Below are 21808 nucleotides of genomic sequence, written 5' to 3'. Positions count from 1 at the left end.
CTCGCACAACAATTCGCGGCGGGTACGACGGGAGAGTGGCGTCGACCGGCACCGCTACTTCGAGGATGCGCGGGCGCTATGATCGCGAATCAGGTCGGCCACACCGTGCGCGTTGGCATCGATGTAGAAGTGGCCGCCCGGAAACGACGTCTGCGTGAAGGGCCCGGTGGTATGCGGCTGCCACTCTTTCAGGTCGGCATCGCTGGTGGCGGGATCACTGTCGCCGACCAGCGCCACGAGCGGACACTCCACCGTGGCGCCCGGTGCGCACGCGTAGGTTTCGATCGCGCGGTAGTCACTTCTCGTGACCGACAGAATGATCGACCGAAAATCGGGATCCTCCAGCAGCGCCGCGGGAGTGCCGCCGAAGTCCAACAGGTGCCGGATCAATTCCTGATCGTTGTACCGGTGCACAACGTGAGAACTCTTCCGCGCCGGTGAGATTCGACCCGATACGAACAATGCGGCCGGCCGCATCGCCTGGTCCTGTTCGAGACGACGGCAGGTCTCGAACGCCACCGCCGCACCCATGCTGTGACCGAACAGCGAGTAGCCCGCGGTCCGCGGAATCAGTTCGCGAATTTCCGGCAGCATACCCTCGACAAGGTCGGCGACACTTCCGAGTAACGGTTCGCGCCGGCGATCCTGGCGCCCGGGGTATTGCACACCGAGCACACGAAATCGCGGTCCCAGCGTTCTGGCCAGCGGCCCGTAGGAAATAGCCGATCCGCCGGCGTGGGGAAAGCAGATCAGAGTATGGGCGCCATCCTCCGATCCGGCGGACAAGCTACGCAACCAGCTGGCGTTTCCCATGGGACCTCTCGGCGAATCGGTGAATGTCATTGCAGCAGAACGGGGACCGACTGATGACCGTTGGAGACGAAGCTGCCCAGCGGCCGGAGCTCGGCGGGGTCCACCGCCAATCGCATGGTCGGAAACCGCTCGAACAGGGCCGGGAGTGCGATCGCCGCCTCGAGCCGGGCCAAGGGCGCGCCGAGACAATGGTGCGCGCCGTACCCGAAGGCGATGTGCTCCTTGTTCGCCCGGTGCACGTCGAAATCCCCCGCGGTGTCACCGTGAACTCCCGGGTCCCGGCTCGCGGCCCCGTAGGAGGCGAGGATCGCCTCGCCCGCGGCGATCCGAACACCGGCGATCTCGATATCCTCGACCGCGTATCGCAGGGGCAGATGCGTGATCGGCGGCTGGTATCGCAGCGCTTCCTCGATCACCTCCGACCAGGGCACCCGGCCGGCGAGTACGTCGGCCCGCTGTTCCGGATTGGTCAGCAAAGCGACGATCGCCTGGTCGAGCAGGTTGACCGTGGTCTCGTGACCGGCATTGATCACCAGGATCAAGGTGTCGATCACTTCTTTCTGCGTCAGCCGGTCGGAGTCCTCGTCGACGGCCGAGATCAGCGCACTCGTAATGTCGTCGCCGGGGTGGCCGCGCCGGTAGAAGATCAGTTGCCCCATGAGCGAAACCATTTTGAGGACATTGGCCTTGGACTGCGCCGGCGTGAAGGAAGTGTCGAAGAACCCGTCGACGCACGCATTGATCTTGGCATCCAGATGCTTTGGTACGCCGAGCAATTCACCGATGACCTGGATCGGCACCGGGTACGCGTAGGTGGGCCGCAAGTCGACGACCTCACCCGTCGGAATGGCATCCAGCCGCTTCAGCAGTCCATCGACAATGGCTTCGATTCCCGGGCGCATCAGGGTGGTACGACGATTGGTGAACGCCGGGGCCACGAGCTTGCGGAGGCGGCGGTGCTGGGGGCCGTAAGCGGTGAACATGTTCTCCGCAATCACCCACGGGTGCAACGGCCACCGCTGATCGATCTCCCCGTTCTTGTAGGCCGTCCAGTGCTGGCGTGGATCCTTCGACACCCGGGGATCGGCGAGAAGTTCTTTCAGCACAGCCGCATCGGTGACCGCCCAGGCCGATACCCCACCGGGCAACCCCACCAACGAGACCGGTCCGCGCAGGCGTATCCGCTCGTTCTCAGCCTGAACATCGGCGCCCGTCGGATCCAGCACAATCGCTTCAGTATTCAAGGACCAACTCCTGAGCCGCGGGGCCGAACCCCGTACTGCCTCAATCTTGTTCCAGCGGAGGACATGCGGGGCCGACCCGCCTCACCGACACCACGTCGATGGGGGTCGTTGTCGCATTACAGCGAAACTTACCACCCAGTATCAAAGAGACTTCAGCCGAACGGGCATGTGTGAGTAACCGCGCAGAGTGGACAGCCGGCGGCGAGTCGGCTCGCCGTCGAGGCGGATGTCGGGGAAGCGTTCGAACAGAGCGGGCAAGGCCTGCAGGATCTCCAGTCGCGTCAGGCTCGCGCCGATGCAACCGTGCATACCGGTGCCGAAGGAGAGGTGTTCCTTGGCATTGGTGCGGGTGACGTCGAAGCGGTGCGGGTCAGGGAATTTGACGGGATCGCGGTTGGCACCCGCCAGCGAGACGACGAGTGACTTCCCCGGCACGAGGGGAACACCGCCGTCGAATTCCACCGGTTCCAGGACGCGACGGGCCGTCATCTGGACCGACGTGTCGAATCGCAGCATTTCCTCGATCGCCAGCGGCCAGCGTTCGGGCTCGGCGCGCAGGAGATCGAGTTGATCGGAATGGGACAACAGCAGCGGGACGGCATTGCCGAGCAGGTTCATGGTGGTCTCGAAACCCGCACCCATCAGCACGTTCGCGCTGGCCAGCAATTCGGTGGTGTTCAGGTCGCCGGTGGAGACCAGGAGACTGAAGATGTCGTCGCCCGGTTCACGGCGCAACTTCTCGATGTGGGCGGCCAGGTAGTCCCGCATCGCCCCGGTCGCGGCCATGGCGCGACGGTGGGCCTGCCAGGAAATTCCGACATCCAGCAGCGGAGCGACGTGGCTCCCCCAGCGCAGGAACAGCGGGCGATCGGCCGCCGGGAAGCCCATAATTTCCGCGATGACGGCGATTGGCACCTGCGCGGCGAAATCCGCCATCAGGTCCACGGATTCGTGCGCGGCCATCGCGTCGAGCAGCTCCGCGGTGACCTCGCGGACCCGATCACCCAGGCGGGCGACGGCGCGGGGCGTGAAGGCGGAGGCGACGGGTTTGCGCATCCGTCCGTGCTCCGGCGGGTCCTGCGCGAACATGGACGGCGGCTCGATCGGGTTGGGCGGCAGCACAACTCGTTCGGCGTAGCGGCGCAACGGGAACGGCACGGACGGGTCGATCGGCAGGCGGACCCCGAATCGCCTGTCGCGCAGGATTTCCCGGCACAGCTCATATTCGAAGACCGCATAACCAGCGCGCGTGACCCGCACCCCGCCGTCGCCACGCAGCTGATCGATCAGCGAGTACGGGTCATCGTAGCCTTCGTCCCCACTCATCAGCCGCGCGAACGGATCTCCCATGCCGCGCAGCGCGAGAAACCCCAGCCGCGGCAACCCATGCTCCGCCGCCCACCTGACCGCGTACCTCGCGTTCATCAAAACCCCTGTGCCGTCACGAAAACCGCGGGCGCCAACGCCTCGCGATCTCAATATAGGCCGCCGGGGGCCACCCGCAACCGCTGAGCCTATTCCGACGGGTAGAACTGACGTGTCCAGAGCCGGAATCGGCTCAGCGTCGACTCGCCCGCTACGAGACGCGGATGCGGGTTGTAGCGTTTGTTCTCCCAGATCGGAATATCCTCACTGAGCACCTTTGTCATTGCCTGCGAGGCGAGTCGAGCGACTACGGGAGCGAGCACCCGGGACACGGCCCCGCCCGTACTCTCCCAGGCGAAAACCGAGTACACATGCGTCCGCCAGGGCGCGATCGGCGTTTGCATGGCCCACATGTGCGCCACCACTCCCAGTCGCGGAATCGCGAACCGAATATGGGTGTAGCCCAAGCCCGCCATCACAATTGTCTGGCGGCTCTCGAAGAGGCCGACGCGGCCCTGTCCGGTCGATCGGGTATGCACCCGGAATATCGGCCCGTCCGCCTCACACGGCTCGGCCTCCGCCATGTGAACGTCATGCAGGACGGATAAATGCCGAAAGTCGGCGGCGTTCTCCGCCAACTCCTGAGCATGCGTCGGGATCTCTCTCGACCACCCGAAGATCGGTGCCACTCCGAAATCTGCGACCTCGGGCAGCTCCCAAGTCGGCGACTGCCCCTCCGGACCCTGCCAGACGAACACCTGGCCGTGCTGCTCACGCAGTTCGTAATGATTCAACCCGACCGGGATGGTGGCCCCGTCGGGACTGTCCACACAACGCCCGTCGGGGGCGAATTCGAAATGGTGGAACGGGCACACCAGATTCTCGCCCGCGACGGTGCCGCCCGCGCCCAAATGCGCACCCAGGTGTGGGCAATACGGTCGCACCGCACGCACCAAGCCCGAACGGGTCCGATAGACCACGACATCGCCATCCATCAACCGCGACCGTCGCACTGTTCCCGGCTTCAGCTCTCGGGCGTCGGCAACCCAGAACCAGCCCATCGGATATCCCAGTGGGGCAGAGGATTCGGCGGCGCGCGGCAGTGGGTCGGCCACCTCTATCGGCAACTGGCTATTGTATTGCATTGGTGAGGCCTGTCTTTCAAACGATCTCGGAGCGGATGCCGCCGAGCATCTCGAGTAATTCGGCACGCCGATCGAAGTCGGACGGCTGGGTGAACAGCTCGACCGGAAACGGCTGGACCACGGGTGCGGGCAAGCCGGGGCCGACCACCAGCGCGGCCTGGCTGCCGAGATTGTCCATCTCTTCGACCAGTGGCTCGTATCGCGCGGGTAATAGATTGTGCCCCAACATGAATTCGCGGACTTCGTAGGCGGTGCTGAGGGTCCTCGAGTTCACCGGGGAACAGATCGGCACCTTCGGGTCTCGAACTGTCATGGCGTTGATGAACGGGCTCATGAAATCGACGGCGTGCTGCTGCAACGGCGAATGGAATGCCCCGTGGTAGCCCGGGAACAAGAACATGTGAACACCGTCGGGAGCGGCCGCCTGCACCCTGTTCAACGACGAGCGGTAGCCGGAGACGACGAAGGAGCGCCGCTCGAGATCGACCGGCCCGGTGTCGACGGCGAGATACACGCCCGGATGATCGGGACCATAGTAATTCTCCGGACGGTCCGCTACCGCCGTGCCGATCAGCATCATGCCCTGTTCCGGAACATCGGGGCCGGTTGGCGGCACCAGGCGACGGTGGTGAAGCATGGCGTACAACTCGTGTCGCTCGATCGCACCCGCCACGCAGATGGCGATCAGCGCCCCCAGGCTCAGCCCCCCTACCGCATCGGCCTCGACCCCCTGTTCAACCAGGTCGTCGACCAGTCCGAGCGTTAATGCGGTGTGTCGCAATGCATTACGACTGTGACGATCCTCCGATGCCTCGTCCTCGTCCGCGATGAGGAACTCCGCCTCGGAGAGGCCGGCTATGACGGCGGCCTCCGCATACGCCTTACGAACGGCCGGGCTGCGATGGTGGAATTCCCTCACCACAGCGGCGTCGACCGTTACCTGTCCCCCGAACAGAAATGAAACCCGCATGACTTTCCCTGGTCTGTGACGGAATGACCGCACGTCATCTCGAGCACGGCCGATTGTGGGTAATGTGGCGTCGGCGCCAATCGATTCACCAGATGACGGGGAGCTCGGCGACTCCGCCGGTGAATCTGTCCTCTCGCATTCGCACATCGGCCGGATCGACTGCCAGCCGCATAGTGGGGAATCGCGACACAAGCTGCGAATAGACGGCTTGCAGTTCGACTCGGGCCAGCGGTGCGCCCACGCAATACCGGACGCCGTATCCGAATGTCAGATGCGCCGCCTCTTTCCGGGCGATGTCGATACGATCCGGATCCTGGAACACCGCCGCGTCGTGATTGGCCGCAGTGAGATCCAAAACCACCAGCTCGCCCGCGCCGATCTCGACTCCGTCGACCTTGAAATCCTCTCGGGCATAACGGGGCAGGCCCACGGCATTCGGCACGCGCAGCAGTTCTTCGGTTGCGCCGGCTACCAACTCGGGTCGGTCCACCAGCATCTGCCATTGCTCACGATCCCGCAACAGGTGCATGGCGCCCATGCCGATCTGGACGACCGAGGTCTCATGTCCGGCGAACAGCATGACCATCGCGAGCATAGCGGCCCCGGAGTCGGTGAGGTCCTCACGCTCGCACAACCGGGAGAGGACGTCGTCGGCCGGGTCGGCGCGCTTGCGAACCACCAATGTCAGGCAGTACTTGAGCATTTCGCCTGCCGCGGTAGCCGCTTTGAGACCGTCGGTGGCGACAGCCATGGCATCTGTCCAGCCACGCAGGCCGTCGCGCTCCCCGACCGGTACACCCAGCAGCTCGCCGATCGCCATCAGCGGCAACCGCGCCGCCACCGCCCCATAGAGATCGGCTGGAGATCCTTGCTCCGCCATGGTGTCGAAAAGCCCCGAGGCGATTTCCTCGACGCGCCCGCGAAACGCGCGCATTTTCGATGGCGCGAAGTGCGGCTGCAGAATGCCGCGCATTCGCTCGTGCTCGGCGTGCTCGGTGGCGAAGTCGCCCATCGGCCCGCCGAAGAATGTCGACTCCGCAACCCGTGCTGCCGTTTCCGGTGCCGGATGGGCACGACCGAGCTTCGGATCGGAGAACAGTTTTCGCACGTGATCGTATTCCGACACCAGCCAGCCCTCATGGCCCATCGCGGTGGTGATCCGGCGGATGGTGCGGTGGTCGATCGGGCAGCCGGCAGCAGACGTTTCGAGTGTCATCCGGTCACCACTCCACCGGCAAGGCGACCAGGCCCTTGGTGACCACGTCGTCTCGCATCGTCAAGGCCGACGAGTCGACCGCGAGTCGCATCGTCGGGAACTTCGCGATCAGTTGGCCGAATACGACGGAGAGCTCGATGCGGGCCAGCGGTGCGCCGACACAGTAGTGCGGTCCGTACCCGAACGCCAGATGCCCGCTCTCCTTTCGCGTTACGTCGAGTTCGTACGGATCGGCGAAGATCTCGGGGTCGTGATTGGCTGAATCCACGTCGAGCAGGACAAGATCGCCCGTGGCGAATCGTTGCCCTTCGATTTCCATGTCGGTCCGGGCGTAGCGCACGAATCCGGTCGAATCTTGTACCCGCAGTAGCTCTTCCATCGCACTGGGGATGATCTGCGGATCGTCCGCCAGCTGCTGCCACTGACCACGGTTCTCGAGCAGCTTCACCAAGCCCAGGCCCAGTTCGACTACGGTCGTCTCCTGCCCCGCCAACAACAACACCATCGCCAACGTGGCGATCGAGTCGTCTGTGAGCTCGGGGTTCTCGCACAGCCGGGACAGCACGTCCGGGCCCGGCTCCACGCGTTTGCGCTGAATCAATGCCAGGCAATAGACGAACCACTCGGCACCCGCCTGAGCGGACTTCTGCCCGTCACGGGTGTCGAATATCGCCGCACTCCACTGCTGGAGCTTGTCCCGGTCCTCGAACGGCACGCCCAGGAGCTCACAGATCACAAGCACCGGTAGGCGACTCGCGACGTGCTCGTGAAAGTCGGCCGGCGATCCGAGGGCGGCGAATTCGTCCAACACCTGCGCGGTGACCGATTCGACGCGGGGCAGCAGTTCGCGCATCGCGGTCGGCGAGAAGAGCGGATTGAGCTGCGCCCGCAGCCGTTCATGGTCCTCCCACTCGGTGTCGAAGTTGCCGATCGGACCACCGAACATCACCGACTCCGTCTTACGCGGAGCCGTCTCCGGGGTCGGATGCGCTCGACCAAGTCGCTTGTCGCAGAACATCTTTCGCACGAGTGCATAGCCGGTCACCAGCCATGCATCATCCCCGGTTTGGGTGGTGATGCGACTGACCGGGCAGCCCAGCGCGGTGGATTCGGTACTCATCATTGCCACACTCTCCAAGCAGTAGCACTGCGTAATCGATTGCCACACAGGCGATTTCGGATCTGATACCGATCTTCTTCCGGCAGACAGTAGAACACGTATCAGTCCGGCGCAACCGGTACCGGGGCCGGTTCCGACCCCCCAGTTTCGAGGGGATGAAGCGAACCATATCGACTGCAACACTGAGAGTTTCGTGCAGACACAGACGATCCATGCCACGCCTTGGGAGTGAACCGGGCACAGCAATTACGCTGCACCGCTTACGTTTCCGCTCTCAGCGCCTGACGTCCATGGCAGGAACGAGTCCGGCATCGCCATCCGCGCGTACCGGTAAGCCGTTCTCCCGCAACGTAATAGCCACGATGGCACCGCGAGGAGGACGGCGTTTCACACCCGTTGCCCCAAACTGTAACTCGTTCTACCTTTGGCGGCATGGCTTTCAACGTTGCCGATCTTTTCGAACACGCCGTCGACGCGGTGCCGGAACGCACAGCTATCCACTGCGGCGATCGCCAGGTCACCTACAGGGAGCTCGATGAGCGGGCGAACCGCTTGGCGCACCACCTGGCGACCCGTGGCATCGGCGAGGGCGACCATGTCGGGGTGTACTCGCGTAACTCGATCGAAGCGATCGAGGCGATGTATGCCGCCTTCAAACTGCGTGCGATTCCGGTGAGCGTGAACTACCGCTACGTCGCCGACGAGGTCCGGCACATCGCCGGCAACGCCGATCTGGTCGCGTTGATTCACGAACGCCGGTACTCCGACATCGTCGCCGACGTCGCGCCGCAGATCGAGACGCTCGAGCACGTGATCGTCATCCAGGACGGGTCGGATCTGGATTACACGCGCTACGCGGGTTTCGAGTACGAGGCCGCGCTAGCCGCCCAGTCGTCGATGCGTGACTTCGACGAACGCAGTTCCGAGGACAGCTACATCCTCTACACGGGCGGCACCACCGGGTATCCGAAGGGCGTGGTGTGGCGGCACGAGGACATCTGGCGTGCGCTGGGCGGCGGCATCCAACATGTCACCGGTGAGTACATTACCGATGAGTACCACTACGCGAATCAAGCCAAAGCCACCGACTTCGCGATGATCTGGCTACCCGCGACGCCGATGATCCATGCGGCGCAGTGGACAGCTTTCATGGCGTTGAACTCCGGCGGCACGGTCGTTCTGGTACCGCAGTTCGACCCGGCCGCCGTCTGGCTCGCGGTCGAAAGGCACGGGGTCCATCTCCTGCAGATCGCGGGCGACGCGATGGCACGCCCGCTGCTGGACACCTATCTGGCGGGCGACCACGACGCGTCCTCACTGATCACATTGAGCAGTGGCGCGGCACTGTTCTCCCAATCCCTCAAGTTGCGGTACCTCGACACGTTCCCGAACCTGATCATCACCGACAACATAGGTTCCTCGGAGAGCGGATTGACCGGAATCGGCCAGGTGACCAAGGGCTCCGATCACTCGGATGGGCCTCGAGTGAACTTCAGCAAACAAGCGGTGCTGATCGACGACGACGGCAACCTCGTCGAGCCCGAGCCCGGCGCGGTGGGAAGGCTGGCCCGCGGTGGACCGGTGCCGCTCGGCTATTACAAGGATCCGGAGAAGAGCAGGGCGATGTTCGTCGAGATCGACGGGCAGCGATATGTCGTGCCCGGCGATTACGTCCGCTATGAGCAGGACGGCACGGTCACCATGCTGGGACGCGGCTCGGAATGCATCAACACCGGTGGCGAGAAGGTGTTCCCGGAGGAGGTCGAGGGTGCGCTGAAATCGCACCCGGACGTCTTCGACACGGTGGTGATCGGCATTCCGGACGACCGTTTCGGCTGGTCGGTGGCTGCCGTCGTGCAGCCGCGCGAGGGTGCGACGGTCGATGTCGCGGAATTGGGCGACCACGTTCGCACCAAGATCGCGGGTTACAAGGTGCCACGCACATTCTGGATTCTCGAACAAATCGAACGCCAGCCCAGCGGCAAGGCCAACTATCCGTGGGCGAAGAAATACGCGGCGACGAACCCGGAGAAAGCGCGCAAGCTGTCCGCCGCGCCCAGCGGCGAACCGGGCGCGGCGGGGTGAACCGCCTGTGACGAGCGACTACCAGTAGACGCCCGGGATCAGCCTGGCGGCGCGGCGGGCGGCGCGCGTGAGAACGAGCACCGCCTTCGACCGGGAACGCCGGGTGGGACGCGGCTTCGCAGGGGTGACCTGCGAGGTCGTTCTCGCTGTCTCCGCTTCACCTTTGGCTGCCGCGGAGTCGGGCGAGCCGCGGTACATCTTGTGCAGCGCCCGAGCCGTCAGTCCGGGGGTGAACAGCGAGCCGAACTCGCCCGCGGTGCCTGCCGGGGTGTCGATGCGTATGGGACGTTCGACGAGAGCGCGGACGACGACGGCGGCGGCCCAGGCGACGGAGCGACTGGGGTAGGTCTCGTAGTCCTTGCTGGGCACGATCATCGGAGTTTCCACCAGCGGCATGTGGATGGTGGTGAAGGTGACTCCGTCGGACAGCATTTCCACGGCGGCGACCTCGGTGAACTTGTCCAGCGCCGCCTTGCTGGCCGCATACGCGGCGTAGCGCGGCGGAGCCACCTGCACCGCGGAGCTGGAGACGTTGACGATATGGCCGAAGCCTCGCTCCCGCATCTGCGGGGTGAGGGCCAGGACCAGGCGGACCGCACCGACATAGTTGACGGCCATCGTGCGTTCGAAGTCGTGTACGCGGTCGACGGAGCGATGCAAGGATCGGCGAATGGAGCGGCCGGCATTGTTGACGAGCATGTCGATGTGATCGTGCTCGGACAGAACGGATTCGACGGTGCGGTCGACCGATTCACCGTCGGTGATGTCACAGGGGTAGCCGAAGGCCTCGCCACCGGCGTCGCGAATCTCCCGCACGACCTCGTCGAGTTCGGTTTCGCGCCGGGCCAGCAGAAAAACCACCGCGCCCTTCTCGGCGACCGCGAGCGCGGCGGCGCGACCGATACCGGAGGACGCGCCGGTGATCAGCACGTGCCGGCCCACGAGCGGTTTCCGAGCCTGGCGACCGAGGAAACCTGTCCCATCGGTAGCAACGTAGGGCGACATAGGCGTGTACCACTCCTTCGAATCTGCTTGGAGAAACCGCCCATTGGGACCGAAAGGCCTTGGTACGCTGCGGTTTTCCGCATCAGATCGACCACCTCGCGGTCGACGCGTCCGGATCCGGCGGAATCCGCTGCACGCGAAGACGACTCACAACCCGTAATCGACTGTGCGACAGGCACATTCACCAGGCTAGCCGTCGATGTTTCTCCTACGGAGGACAGTAGAACGTGTTTCACTGCGGCGCAAGCGCAGACATGGACGCGGGGTACACGTGGACTCACGTCACAGACAGATCACCGGTTGAAAATGGTGGAGCACGGACACATACTCGGCTCGTGGTGAAAAGCCTTGGTAGCGAGACGAACTCGGAGTGGACTGCGGACGAGATCCCCGACTTGTCCGGTAAGACAGCCATTGTCACAGGTGCGAATGCCGGTCTGGGGTTCGAAACCGCACGCATACTGGCCGCACGCGGAGCCTTCGTTGTCCTGGCGTGCCGCAACCCATCGAAGGCAGCGGACGCCGCCGAACGGATACTCGTCTCGAGTCCTTCCGCCAACCTCCAGGTGGTCGCCTTGGATCTGAGTTCGCTGGAGTCGGTTCGGGCAGCTGCTGAATCGATTCGCGCACAATGCGATCGAATCGACCTTCTCATCAATAACGCGGGCACGGCGAACATCCGGCGTGAGGTCAGCTCGGACGGCTTCGAACTGACCCTCGCCACCAACCACCTCGGCCCCTTCGCCTTCACCGGATTGCTGCTGGACCGCGTGATAACGACACCTGGAGCCCGCATCATCACAGTCAGCAGCCGAGCTCACGCCCGGGGCGTTCTCGAATTCGACGATCTCCATTTCACTCGTCGGCCGTACACCTTGACGACGGCATACGCTCAATCCAAACTCGCCGGACTGCTGTTCACCCACGAACTCCACCGGCGGCTCGCAGGCACCGACACCATCGCCGCGGCAGCACACCCTGGAACGGCGATCACGGAGTTCGTTCAGAACATGAGCCGCCCGGTGCGGGTCATCAGCACTGTTACCCAGAAGCTCGCCGCTTGGGCGACGCTACCGGGGCGCGACCCTCTGGTCATAGGGGTCAACACCGCCACACAGGGTGCGTTGACCACCTTGCGCGCGGCCGCTGACCCACAGGTGCGCGGCGGCGAGTTCTACGGTCCACACCAGGGCGCGAAAGGCCATCCCGTTCGTGTCGAACCCGCACCCAATGCCTACGACAAAGCAGCCCAACAACGATTGTGGAGCGAATCCGAACGACTGACCGGCGTGCGATACCCGGCCGGAGCCGACAGGTCATGATCCAACGCCGCGTAGCTCGAGTGGTGCGCCCTTCTAATTTTCTTGTGCTGCTTGATATTTGGTGTGGTCGAGGTGCATTCTCGGCGGTCGTGGCCGACGCTGTGGTGGCGCGTCCGGATCAGGTGAGTCTCGGTATGTCGGCCGGGGTGGTGGATCATGAGCGGGTCAATGGCGCGGTCGCGGCGTACGGGGGCGCGAGCTCAGCGCTCGGATGAGAAGCTGCCCCCGCATGTGGCGGCGCCTGGTGGCGATCGATGGATTCGACATGGACGTGCCCGACACGGCGTGAGAGACACTGGCCGACATTTTCAGCCCTCGAGGGTCTCGTTCGGCCGTCGCCAACCGCCTCTGATCTGCCGGAACGCTTTAGTCCTTCTTCATCATCTCGTAGAGCCCCCAAGATCATGCGCCGACCTGGCCATCTTGGGGATTCTACCTATTCTGACCTGGCATTTCATCATCCCCATACATCCCAGGTGAGATCAGCACAGCCCAGATGCGTGAACAGATCCGAGCCCTGCACGGCGTGGCATGACAGCCGACCCATACCGCGATCCCAACCCGGAGTGCTGCAGAATCGCCTCGGGATCATCGATTCCGCAATGCTGCACCGCGTAGAAGCGGATTTGAGTCTGGCAGCACTCGCCGATCTCGGTACGCGGATCCTGCCCGGACGCTACAACCTCGACCACCCTCTCGAGAGATCTTCGGCGACGTCTACACCTGGGCCGGTGAGGTGCGCGTAGTGGGCATCGCGAAGTCGGATCCATTCTGCCTGCCGAAACACATCGCAACCTACTCCGGCGAGGTGTTCTCAGCGCTGGCAGCCGACCACTACCTGCGCGGGCACGACCGCACCGAGTTCGTAGCGAAACTGACCCATTACTTCGCCGAGGTGAACGCCATTCATCCTTTCCGCGAGGCCAACGGCCGAGCTCAGCGAACGTTCTTCCGACAACTCGGCCGAGAAGCCGGATGGCTGATTGACTGGTCAATCCTGTACGCCGACAACAATATTCAGGCATCGATGGCAGCACTCCGCGGCGACAACAAGCCATTGCAAGACCTGCTGGAGACACGGCGGCACCGGTTCAGACTGCGGGTGGTTGGGGTTGACTGGCCATGTGCGGGTTGGCGGTTGCCTGTAGTTCGCGGGCGACGGCCTCCGGCCCCCTTTCGGAAATTGCCAGTCCCAGGTCGAGATAGGTCTGAAGCGTCGGGCTGTTATTGCCGGGTAGGAGGCCGGAGACCTTTTGCCGGTTGGCGACGTGGAGCAGCACCGCTGCCTCATCGGGATCGGTGTCGACGCTGACGAGCTTGTCGAATCGCCACTCCCGGGTCGATCTCGATCCGGTGAAAACGACTCGGGACGTGGTGATCACGGCCTGACCGTCGTCGATCGGGTCTGCAATTCCGGTCCGGGAACGTATTGGCCGCGGTAGCTGCCGGATCGGACCCACAGTCCCTTGACGACCCGGAGGCTCACGCCAGCGGACCGACCTGCGTAGTACCCGCGGTGCCGGCGGGGCTCGATCAGCCGGGAGGCGCAGGCCCACAACGCCGATTCACCGGCCTTCATCACCACTCCGTAGGCGTTCCCGCCGGAGTTTGGGATGGTTTGGGCGACGGCGTATGCGATGGTGTCGATCCTGTTCGGTGTGCCAGTGAGCCAGCTCGGCGTGATAGCGGACGTTGGCCTGATCGGATTGCCAAGACATAACGATTCCCCTCGATCGACGTCCGGAAGCATGGCTGATGTGCGCCGGAACAGCGACGATTCGTGCCAGAAAGGACCATGCCGCACGAAACCTATTGCGCAACACGAGATAATGAGGCATATCAGCGGAAATAATAAGGGGGGCAACATGACCAGCGATGCGACAGGTTGGCGGATCGCCGTCGTAGCCAGCGACGGGCTGCGGCGCGAACGGCTCACGCGGGACTTGGGCCGTGCTCTGTCCGGCGCCAGCGGTGTCGACGCTGGATTCGTGGATGCAGACCGGCAGCGTGCAACCGGCGACAAAGGGGGCGTGGATCCGGAATTGGTGTTGTGGGCTGGTGTGGGCGCAACGACGATCAACGCCGCCGCACGCGTGCTGATCGCCGCGATCAAGGAGTGGTGTGGCCAGGACCGTCATCGCAAGGTTCAACTGGAGCGCGACGGTAGATCGTTGTTGTTGACCGGGAAGCCCGATGACCGTCAGGTTCGGCTGGTGGAGTTGTTCATCGAACAGCTCGGGGCCGAGTCCGGCGATGACTCGGAGGGTGAAGCCCGATGACTCGATCGCTGCGTCGGCGAGCGTTGCTGCTCGGCACCGAAACCTACGCCGACCCGTTCTTCGATCCGCTGCCCTCGGTGCAGGCGGATGTCTGGCAGTTGGAACAGGTGCTGTCTCACCGGCAGATCGGCCACTTCTCGCAGGTGATCCGCCGGGTCGATCTCACCGCCGAGCAGATGTGCGGCGAAATCGCCGAATTCCTCGATGGCTGCGAAGAAGACGATCTCGCGCTGCTCTATGTCTCCGGGCACGGTGACCGGCTGGTGCAGGCCAGTGGCGAGTTCCATTTCATCGCCACCGACACCGATCACGACCGGATCGCGGACACGGCGGTGAGCGCGGGCTTCGTCAATGACCAGTTGGAGCTGTGCGTGGCGCCACAGAAGGTTGTCATGATCGACAGCTGTCTCAGCGGCGGATTCGCGCTCGGGTTCCGCACTGCCGAGGCCGAACCCGCGCAGCCGACGGCGAAGGGGCGATCCGATGGCGGTCGTTCACCGTTGGAAAGCCGTGGCGTGTACGTGCTGTCGTCGTCGCGTGCTCGTGAGGTGTCGCGGGCGGGTGCGGGTACGCCGGACGGTCCGCAGCCTTCGGTGTTCACCGGAGTGATGGTGGAAGCACTGCGCACCGGCCGAGTCGGCAAGGACGGAACCGGTCAGGTCTCGGTGCAGGAGCTGTTCGATCACGTCAACAAGCACATGCGCGCCCACACCTCCCAGATTCCGGTGCTGCACGCCACCGGCGTGGACGATCGAATCCTCATCGCCTCGTGCCCCCAGGGCGCGGCCCCGGTGCTCGCGCCGCTGTCTGCGCGACCGGTCCAACAGGCTTCGACCGCCAAGGCCGTCGGCGCATCGCATCCGTCGTGGTCGAACGTGCTGGACTACTACCGGCGGTGCTTGCGGACCGATCAATACGAGGTGCCGTGGCTGTCGGTGGATGATCACGGCGATTCGTATGTCTGTCTGACCGGAGCTGAACGTTTCTTGTCCGGCGAGCTCGATGACGACCATTGCGTCGAGATGCCGCAGGAAGCCATCGATCTCGTCGAACAGGCCGTGGGCTCGGATGACGAGTTGTGGGCGGGATATCCGGCAATGGTGACTCCACCACGCGGCAGGCGTCAGGATCGGATCCCACATCGCTTCGCGCCCTTGCTGATTCGCCGAGTCGAGGTAGTGGAGACCGGCGGGGTTCGCCGATTGCAACCTTCCGGCGCGATCCTCGCGCATCCCGCGCTGGCCGCGGAATGCTTGGGCGAGGAGGAAGCGGCGCTGTTCAACGAGACCTTCCGTCCGGGCTGGCATGCCGGGCAGCACGATCGGATGGCGGTCGACATCCGTAAGCTCGCCGAGGAATTCGAGCTGGGATGCGTCGAGGAGCCGCAGCCGGATCTGCTGTTCGACCGCATCGATGTCCACACGCCCCAGGCCGGTGGCCGCAATGCCGCGGTGTTGTTCCGCGTCAGTCGCCATCCCGGTGTCACGGGCAAACTGCTGAAGGATCTCGACGAGATCGACGGTAAGTCGGACGTGATCGGCATGACGGCTCTGGCGGCCCTGTCCCCCGATCCGGTGCAGCGTGTCGAACCGACGCCGGAGCGCGATCCCGACACTGTCCGGCTGGTGACTCCCCTATCGTGCAACGAGGCCCAGGAGGCGGTGGTCCGCTCGGCGATGACGCGGCGACTCACCATCGCCACAGGTCCGCCGGGCACGGGCAAGAGCCAGCTCGTTGCGAATCTTGTCGCGACCGCGGTCGCTGACGGACAGTCGGTGCTGGTTGCCTCCACCAACAACAAGGCGGTGGACGAGGTGTGGCAGCGGTGTCGCAAGATCGTGCCCGCCAGCGTGGTTCGCACCGGAAACGTCGACAGTCGCAACGAGGAAGTCAAGACGCTGGAGCAGCTGGCCAACGGATCGGCGGCACCCGCAACAAGTGTCGAAACCGCCGCAATGCGCCTGCACAGCGCCGCCGTCGCATGGTCGGCGTCACGGAATACACTGGCTCACAAAGCAACTTGTGAATCAGCCTTGCTACAAGCCGGACGAGATCGCGAGAAGCACGCTGCGGAGGCAGGACCATCCGTGGTCGACCTTATCGAGCAGATCTCGCCGCTGGGTCCGCGAACTGTCGCTGGACGCGCGCTGAAGCTCAGCAAAGCCCGCTTCTTCGGTGAGTGGCGTCGAAAGCGGCTGCTCGATCGCTGCGGCATCGCCGTGAAATCGCGGTCGACCGCCGAAATCTGCACGGCACTGGCCGGATTCGCCGATGCTCATGATCGATGGATTCACGGCGTCGGTGAGATGTCCGAACACCCCAGCGACGACGATGCGTGGAGGGACTACATCTCGAACGAGGCAGAGGTGCAGAAGGCGTCGACAGCATTGTTCTCGACGACAGTCGAGAACAATGCCCGCGAAGGCCGGACACGCATCGCCGAACTGCTGCGCAGCCTCAATACCCGAGACGAGTGGAAGGCCACGCGGGCCGCACTGCCGGTCCTGCGCGCCTGGGCGGTGACGACGCTGTCGGCTCGCCGCTTCCCGCTCGATCCGGCGTTGTTCGACCTGGTGGTGATCGACGAGGCCAGCCAGTGCGCGATCCCACAGATACTGCCGTTGCTCTTCCGGGCCCGCCGAGCGCTGGTCATCGGAGATCCGATGCAGCTCGAGCACATCGCCGACATCACCGCCGACGACGAGGCCAAAGCGCGCACCGCCGCGGGAGTCACCTCGACATGGCTCGAGCATCATCGCCTGTCGTATCGGCGGCACTCCAGCTTCCGCGCCGCCGAGCGCGCGGTCGGCCGAACCTTGCTGCTGGACGAGCACTTCCGATGCCACCCGCGCATCGCTGCGCTGGCCAATGAGCTGTTCTATGATGGGCAACTGACGGTGATGACCGATGTCCGAGGCCGACCGGCACTCCCCCGCCCGGCCGTCATCTGGGTCCCCACGACCGGCAATGCCGAGCATCCACGGTCCAGCCTCTCATGGATCAACCCGACCGAAGTCGCGAAGGTTCGCGAGTGCGTCGAATTCTTGTCAGGGCGCGGTGGACTGGATACCGATGCCACCGTCGGCGTCGTGACGCCCTATCGCGCCCAGAAGGAGGCTATCCGGGCCGCGGTCGGAAACACCCTCAGCGACGACGACATCGGCACCGTACACACCTTCCAGGGTGGCGAGCGCGACGTGATGATCTTTTCGCTGGTCGCCGGCCACGGCATGCCCAAGCGCTCGGTCAACCGGGTCGACAACCAGCTCAATCTATGGAATGTCGCCATCACGCGCGCCAAATCGCACCTGATCATCGTCGGCGACAAGGAACTGTGGCGGCAACGCCGGATCGCCGGTGCCTTGCTGGACGCGGCCGAGACCGGCGGCGGCCCAGAGCAGGCTGTCGGCCGCGGCCCGGACCCCCTGGCACACAAGCTGTTCGAATGGCTAGGCGGAGCGAGCGCGAAAGTCGAACTGGGCGAAGTGGTGTGCGGTCACCGCACCGACGCCGTGGTGCACGATGACGACGGCAGCAAGACCGCGTACGTGCTCGACCGCGGACACGAGCCGGGCATCGAACCCTCGCGGCACCTGCGGCTGATGCTGCGCGGCACCCAGCTGCGCGAAGACCGCGCCGATTCGACCACCGCGGAGAGAGTGCCCGGCTGGAAGCTCTACGACGTCCAGAACCTGGCCTGATCGGGGAGTATCGATGCTGGGTCTGCTTACAGCGCAACGTCTTACAGCAACATGAACACCACGGTGACGGCCACGATCACGACGGCCGAGAACACGAAGTAGCGCAGACCGTTTCGTTGCCCGGTGGGCATACCCGCCCCCGGCAATGGAAGCCCTATCACTGCCTGGGCCGGCGGTGGCGGTCGGCTCTCCGGCTGCGCCTGTCCCCCCTTGTGCCGCGGCTGAGCAGGCGGTCGAGTCGGTTGGGCGGGCGGGAACGCCCTGTTGCGGTACCTGGCATCCAGTCCGGAGTAGCGCGCCCATTGACGCTCGTGCTCAAGCGAATCGACCGAGTCGGATTGCGCTGGAGGCGAAGTCGGCCACATAGGCGGTGGCAATCCGCGCTGGGCATGGTCGTCCGCGGTCGATTCGGTTGCGCCCACGGGCGATTCGGTAAGTGGAGTCCAGCTTGCCCAGACATCCGTTGCATCGATGAGCTCCTCGAACTGTTCGGTATCGAGAATCTGCAGGAAGTCGGCGTGCTCGAGAATGATCTGCGGCGTGAGCTTCTTGGAGTACCGGCCCTCGTAGAGGGTGATCACATGCTCGACTGCGACGCGCCGTCCCTTCAGATCCAGGTACTCGCCGTACTTTCCGCTGCGGCCGTACCGGCGGAAGAGTTCATCGGCCACTTCGTCGAAGCAGACGATGGTGAATCCCGCATCCTGATACGGAGCCAGATTGATCAGGGCGATCGCACCGCCCTCGAGCAGCTTGGTCGACACGACAGTGCCGAACACCGTGGCCACGGTGCCCGCCAGCTCCCGAAGCTCATCGCCGTGCTCACCCCGAACCACGACACCGGCGTCGACGCTGCGGGGTCCCGCCGCCGCGACACCGACGGCACCCCGCAGGGCTGCCGCGATTCCGCCGTAGCCACCCCGACACGCGTCTTGAAAGCGGCGCACGGCTGGGGCTATCGCATCGATTCCCAATAGCTCGGCGAACACGGGTGACTGGTCGGGATTGGCGTAGTCGGCCGCTTGGAACAGCAGGTTCTCACCCGTACCGCCGAAGCGGTCCAGCAAGTCCGGTCGCAGGGCGCATGCCGACAGAGCCAGATCGAGTCCCGCGGCGGCGAATTCGTCCAGCGTCGCATCGTAGTGATTGCGGCGTTCAGGGTGCTGGTAGTTGCGGTGGCCTTCCTCGATCGGGCCCAAACCCGCCAGCTCCGGAAGGTACATCCCGTCATAGTCGATCAACCGGATCGACAGGTCGGACCGGACGATGATGTTGCCGTGCTGAAGGTCGCCGTGGGCAACACCCAGTTCGCGCAACATCCTGGCAGCGACGGCGACAGATAAACGGACGGCATCGATGTCGGCGGGGTCGAGATCGGGTTGCCTGGCCCAGTCCGCGAGCCAGACGCCCAGCGGAGCCCCGTCGACCCACCCCATTCGCACCGTGGGGAACGGCATACCGTGCACCAGAACGCCATCGGGCCGGTACTCGACCGGCACCAGGAAGTCCAACTGCGGATTGTCCCGGATGAACTCGCTGATGCAGTGGTAACGGTCGAATAGTCGCCGGTCACCGGGGGCGTTCTTGTGGAAACACCGCACCGCCCACCGAAGGTGAGCGGTGTTGACCTGAAACGTTGTCGCGAAGCCGCCCGAGGCGACCTTCGGCATCCCCCAGCGGTCCTGCCGAAGCGTTCCCGACGCCAGTTCGCTGTCATTGCGAAAGGCGATGTGCGGATGCTGCACGGCCAGTTGGTATTCCCGCAGCGACGGCAGTCTCACAGCATTACCACGCAGACCGTCGTGTCATCGTTGTCCAGCCCGTCGTGCGCGCGAGCCCGGGCAACCCAATCGGTGAATGGCGGAGCCGACTCGTCAGCCCAGCCGTCCAGCTCCAACCGGCCATCGGCTTCATGACAGCGCAGCAGATACTTGGCCAGGGCATCGGAGGCGAGGACGACGACATCACCGGGCTGATAGGAAAACTCGTTGTGCCAAAGCAGGTCTCGAAACAGTTCCGCATCGGCGAGCGCCTTCACCAGACACGGCTGATACGACCCGAACTGCCGCGAGTTCTCCACCGGGCCCACCGCCAGCAGTTCGCCCTGCCGGATATGCAGGGCACACGAATCGCCCACCGCGGTCACAGCGAACGACTCGCGCGTCGGGTCGACCTCGATACCGACGAACGCGGCCGCGCCGGGCTGCTCGCGCAGCTTACGCGTGGCGTGCCAGGGCAAACCGGGGCGATCGACCTCGGTCCACCATTGTTCACGCAGACGAGCCAGCACGATCGGATCGAAGATATCGGTGACCGGGGTCCGGATGAACGCCTCGACGAGAATGTCCGCCCACACCTCCGCACGCGCGGAGTCGGTAGCACCGTCGGCAACCGCGAACCGATACCGTCCGGCACCGGCCCGATCCTCATTCTCGGCAGGAGCACGCCCGTTCTTGGCTACCGACTCGACCCAGGCCGGGATCGCAGTCATGCACCAGCGCCTTCGCCGTCCTCGTCACCGTCCGTCAATTCTGGGAGATCACGGCCGTCCGTTAGCTCGCCCAATCCGGTGGGGGTGACCGATCGGGTGCCGATGTCTAGGAAGTCGATGACCGTCGTCGCATCCGCGTTGAACAGAAATCCGCGCGAACCGGGTGCCACCGAATAGCCCACCGCCGCAGCGGCATCGAGCATCGAAGGGGGCAGCACGCTCGACAACTCGAACAGTGTCAACGCGTCCGGATCCGTCAGCCCTTCAGCCGTTCCCGGGAATCGAATCGGCTGGCTCTGTACCCCGGATAGGTGCAGGTTGAATACCAGCGCTTGACCGTCCTCGGTGCCCAGGTTCCGGATGCGTTCTACGACCTGGTTGGGGACGCCGTCGGTGCTCATCCCGTCGGTCACATTGATGACGATCGGCGGGAAGCTGTCCGGATGGGCGGCGCACCACGACTTGATCACCGGCTCGATCGCGGTGAACGCGGCCACCATCGGCGTCGCGCCATTCGCCAGCGGATCAACCCACACCGGCATCTGCTGTTGCACGCTCACCACGCCACCAGCGCCATCCGGTACCCGCCGACTGACCGTGTCCACCCGCAGCGGGTTGTCCGCCACCTGCTCAACGGACGCGATCGGATGATCAGCGTCGGTGCCGTGCAGCACCGGACCGACCTCGAGGCCGTAGCCGAACACACCGATTTCGAAGTACCCGTACACCCGCTCGTCACCGCGGCTGCACAACAGCACCGCATTGCCCAGCAGATTGTTCACCGCCGCGGCCAGAGCCGCCGCCTTCGACTGCCCCGTCTCAGCCCACGGATCCAACATCGAATACGACTGGTCGATAGCGAGCAGCAGCAGCGCGGGCTGCTTCCGATTGATCTCCGCGGAATACATCCGGCACCTTCTCTCCCCTGGCCGCTCACCCGATGGCGAACCACTGGCCAAAGTGTACATTTATCAACTCTTTTGATGCATCATTGTCTGTATTGCCGTGCACTACTGGCTAATTGCAGTGGGCGCGATGTAATATCTGTTGTT

17 protein-coding genes and 1 pseudogene are annotated in these 21808 nt (G+C 64.4%); 6 read left to right on the top strand and 12 right to left on the bottom strand.

Translation table 11 applies throughout. The annotated features are described in order from the left end of the window. Nucleotides 1–54: 54 nt before the first annotated feature. From ACQP06_RS12985 to ACQP06_RS12955, 7 genes are all read right to left on the bottom strand, one after another. Nucleotides 55–813 (bottom strand): thioesterase II family protein, encoded by a 759-nt coding sequence (locus tag ACQP06_RS12985; RefSeq protein ID WP_433672447.1) that lies wholly within the window; start codon nucleotides 811–813, stop codon nucleotides 55–57. A 26-nt stretch (nucleotides 814–839) separates the two neighbouring features. Further along, on the bottom strand, nucleotides 840–2057 hold the full coding sequence (locus ACQP06_RS12980) for a cytochrome P450 family protein (RefSeq protein ID WP_433672446.1): 1218 nt from the start codon (nucleotides 2055–2057) through the stop codon (nucleotides 840–842). Nucleotides 2058–2198: 141 nt separating this feature from the next. Then, nucleotides 2199–3482 (bottom strand): cytochrome P450, encoded by a 1284-nt coding sequence (locus tag ACQP06_RS12975; protein ID WP_433672445.1) that lies wholly within the window; start codon nucleotides 3480–3482, stop codon nucleotides 2199–2201. A gap of 89 nt (nucleotides 3483–3571) precedes the next feature. Then, nucleotides 3572–4549, bottom strand: coding sequence for an aromatic ring-hydroxylating oxygenase subunit alpha (locus ACQP06_RS12970; protein WP_433672444.1), 978 nt, complete (start codon nucleotides 4547–4549; stop codon nucleotides 3572–3574). A 34-nt stretch (nucleotides 4550–4583) separates the two neighbouring features. Then, nucleotides 4584–5537 carry a hypothetical protein gene (locus ACQP06_RS12965; protein WP_433672443.1) on the bottom strand — a complete coding sequence of 318 codons (954 nt, stop codon included), beginning with the start codon at nucleotides 5535–5537 and terminating at the stop codon, nucleotides 4584–4586. A gap of 85 nt (nucleotides 5538–5622) precedes the next feature. After that, nucleotides 5623–6753, bottom strand: a complete 1131-nt coding sequence (locus ACQP06_RS12960) for a cytochrome P450 (protein ID WP_433672442.1) — start codon at nucleotides 6751–6753, stop codon at nucleotides 5623–5625. 4 nt (nucleotides 6754–6757) lie between these two features. Further along, entirely contained in the window at nucleotides 6758–8092 is a 1335-nt protein-coding gene (locus tag ACQP06_RS12955; protein ID WP_433672441.1) for a cytochrome P450, read from the bottom strand. A gap of 213 nt (nucleotides 8093–8305) precedes the next feature. Between ACQP06_RS12955 and ACQP06_RS12950 the strand changes: the two genes are divergently transcribed. Beyond that, a complete protein-coding gene (locus ACQP06_RS12950) occupies nucleotides 8306–9958 on the top strand; it encodes an acyl-CoA synthetase (protein ID WP_433672440.1) in 1653 nt (550 codons plus the stop codon). Nucleotides 9959–9976: 18 nt separating this feature from the next. On the opposite strand, the gene ACQP06_RS12945 is transcribed toward ACQP06_RS12950, so the two are convergent. Continuing rightward, entirely contained in the window at nucleotides 9977–10900 is a 924-nt protein-coding gene (locus ACQP06_RS12945; RefSeq protein WP_433672439.1) for an SDR family NAD(P)-dependent oxidoreductase, read from the bottom strand. A 398-nt stretch (nucleotides 10901–11298) separates the two neighbouring features. Here ACQP06_RS12945 and ACQP06_RS12940 point away from each other — a divergent pair, with 398 nt between their 5' ends. From ACQP06_RS12940 to ACQP06_RS12930, 3 genes and pseudogenes are all read left to right on the top strand, one after another. Then, nucleotides 11299–12285, top strand: a complete 987-nt coding sequence (locus tag ACQP06_RS12940; RefSeq protein ID WP_433672438.1) for an oxidoreductase — start codon at nucleotides 11299–11301, stop codon at nucleotides 12283–12285. Nucleotides 12286–12374: 89 nt separating this feature from the next. Then, nucleotides 12375–12500 carry a hypothetical protein gene (locus tag ACQP06_RS12935; RefSeq protein WP_433672437.1) on the top strand — a complete coding sequence of 42 codons (126 nt, stop codon included), beginning with the start codon at nucleotides 12375–12377 and terminating at the stop codon, nucleotides 12498–12500. A 338-nt stretch (nucleotides 12501–12838) separates the two neighbouring features. Then, nucleotides 12839–13228, top strand: a pseudogene (locus ACQP06_RS12930) (Fic family protein); the annotation flags it as partial. A gap of 148 nt (nucleotides 13229–13376) precedes the next feature. Here the strand turns inward: ACQP06_RS12930 and ACQP06_RS12925 are convergent. Continuing rightward, a complete protein-coding gene (locus ACQP06_RS12925) occupies nucleotides 13377–13667 on the bottom strand; it encodes a hypothetical protein (protein ID WP_433672436.1) in 291 nt (96 codons plus the stop codon). Nucleotides 13668–14150: 483 nt separating this feature from the next. Here ACQP06_RS12925 and ACQP06_RS12920 point away from each other — a divergent pair, with 483 nt between their 5' ends. Next, entirely contained in the window at nucleotides 14151–14564 is a 414-nt protein-coding gene (locus ACQP06_RS12920) for a hypothetical protein (RefSeq protein ID WP_433672435.1), read from the top strand. 23 nt (nucleotides 14565–14587) lie between these two features. Then, on the top strand, nucleotides 14588–18265 hold the full coding sequence (locus ACQP06_RS12915) for an AAA domain-containing protein (RefSeq protein WP_433672434.1): 3678 nt from the start codon (nucleotides 14588–14590) through the stop codon (nucleotides 18263–18265). Between the two features lie 41 nt (nucleotides 18266–18306). Here ACQP06_RS12915 and ACQP06_RS12910 read toward each other — a convergent pair whose 3' ends face one another. Genes ACQP06_RS12910 through ACQP06_RS12900 form a run of 3 tightly spaced genes read right to left on the bottom strand, consistent with a single transcriptional unit; the run spans nucleotide 18307 to nucleotide 21715 of the window. Then, nucleotides 18307–20046, bottom strand: coding sequence for a hypothetical protein (locus tag ACQP06_RS12910; protein WP_433672433.1), 1740 nt, complete (start codon nucleotides 20044–20046; stop codon nucleotides 18307–18309). Then, nucleotides 20043–20756, bottom strand: coding sequence for a hypothetical protein (locus ACQP06_RS12905; RefSeq protein ID WP_433672432.1), 714 nt, complete (start codon nucleotides 20754–20756; stop codon nucleotides 20043–20045). Before ACQP06_RS12905 ends, ACQP06_RS12910 begins: the two co-directional genes overlap by 4 nt. Next, nucleotides 20753–21715, bottom strand: coding sequence for a VWA domain-containing protein (locus ACQP06_RS12900; protein ID WP_433672431.1), 963 nt, complete (start codon nucleotides 21713–21715; stop codon nucleotides 20753–20755). The genes ACQP06_RS12905 and ACQP06_RS12900 overlap by 4 nt, the downstream gene beginning before the upstream one ends. Nucleotides 21716–21808: the final 93 nt, after the last annotated feature.

Source organism: Nocardia sp. CA-136227 (genome assembly GCF_050955695.1).
Classification (GTDB): domain Bacteria; phylum Actinomycetota; class Actinomycetes; order Mycobacteriales; family Mycobacteriaceae; genus Nocardia.
The sequence above is the reverse complement of the archived record's forward strand: the minus strand, read 5'-3'. Positions and strand labels throughout refer to the sequence as shown.

Coding starts and splice junctions, on each gene's coding strand:
- ACQP06_RS12985 (WP_433672447.1), bottom strand. CDS start 813: ATGGGAAACGCCAGCTGGTTGCGTAGCTTGTCCGCCGGATCGGAGGAT.
- ACQP06_RS12975 (WP_433672445.1), bottom strand. CDS start 3,482: ATGAACGCGAGGTACGCGGTCAGGTGGGCGGCGGAGCATGGGTTGCCG.
- ACQP06_RS12965 (WP_433672443.1), bottom strand. CDS start 5,537: ATGCGGGTTTCATTTCTGTTCGGGGGACAGGTAACGGTCGACGCCGCT.
- ACQP06_RS12960 (WP_433672442.1), bottom strand. CDS start 6,753: ATGACACTCGAAACGTCTGCTGCCGGCTGCCCGATCGACCACCGCACC.
- ACQP06_RS12950 (WP_433672440.1), top strand. CDS start 8,306: ATGGCTTTCAACGTTGCCGATCTTTTCGAACACGCCGTCGACGCGGTG.
- ACQP06_RS12920 (WP_433672435.1), top strand. CDS start 14,151: ATGACCAGCGATGCGACAGGTTGGCGGATCGCCGTCGTAGCCAGCGAC.
- ACQP06_RS12905 (WP_433672432.1), bottom strand. CDS start 20,756: ATGACTGCGATCCCGGCCTGGGTCGAGTCGGTAGCCAAGAACGGGCGT.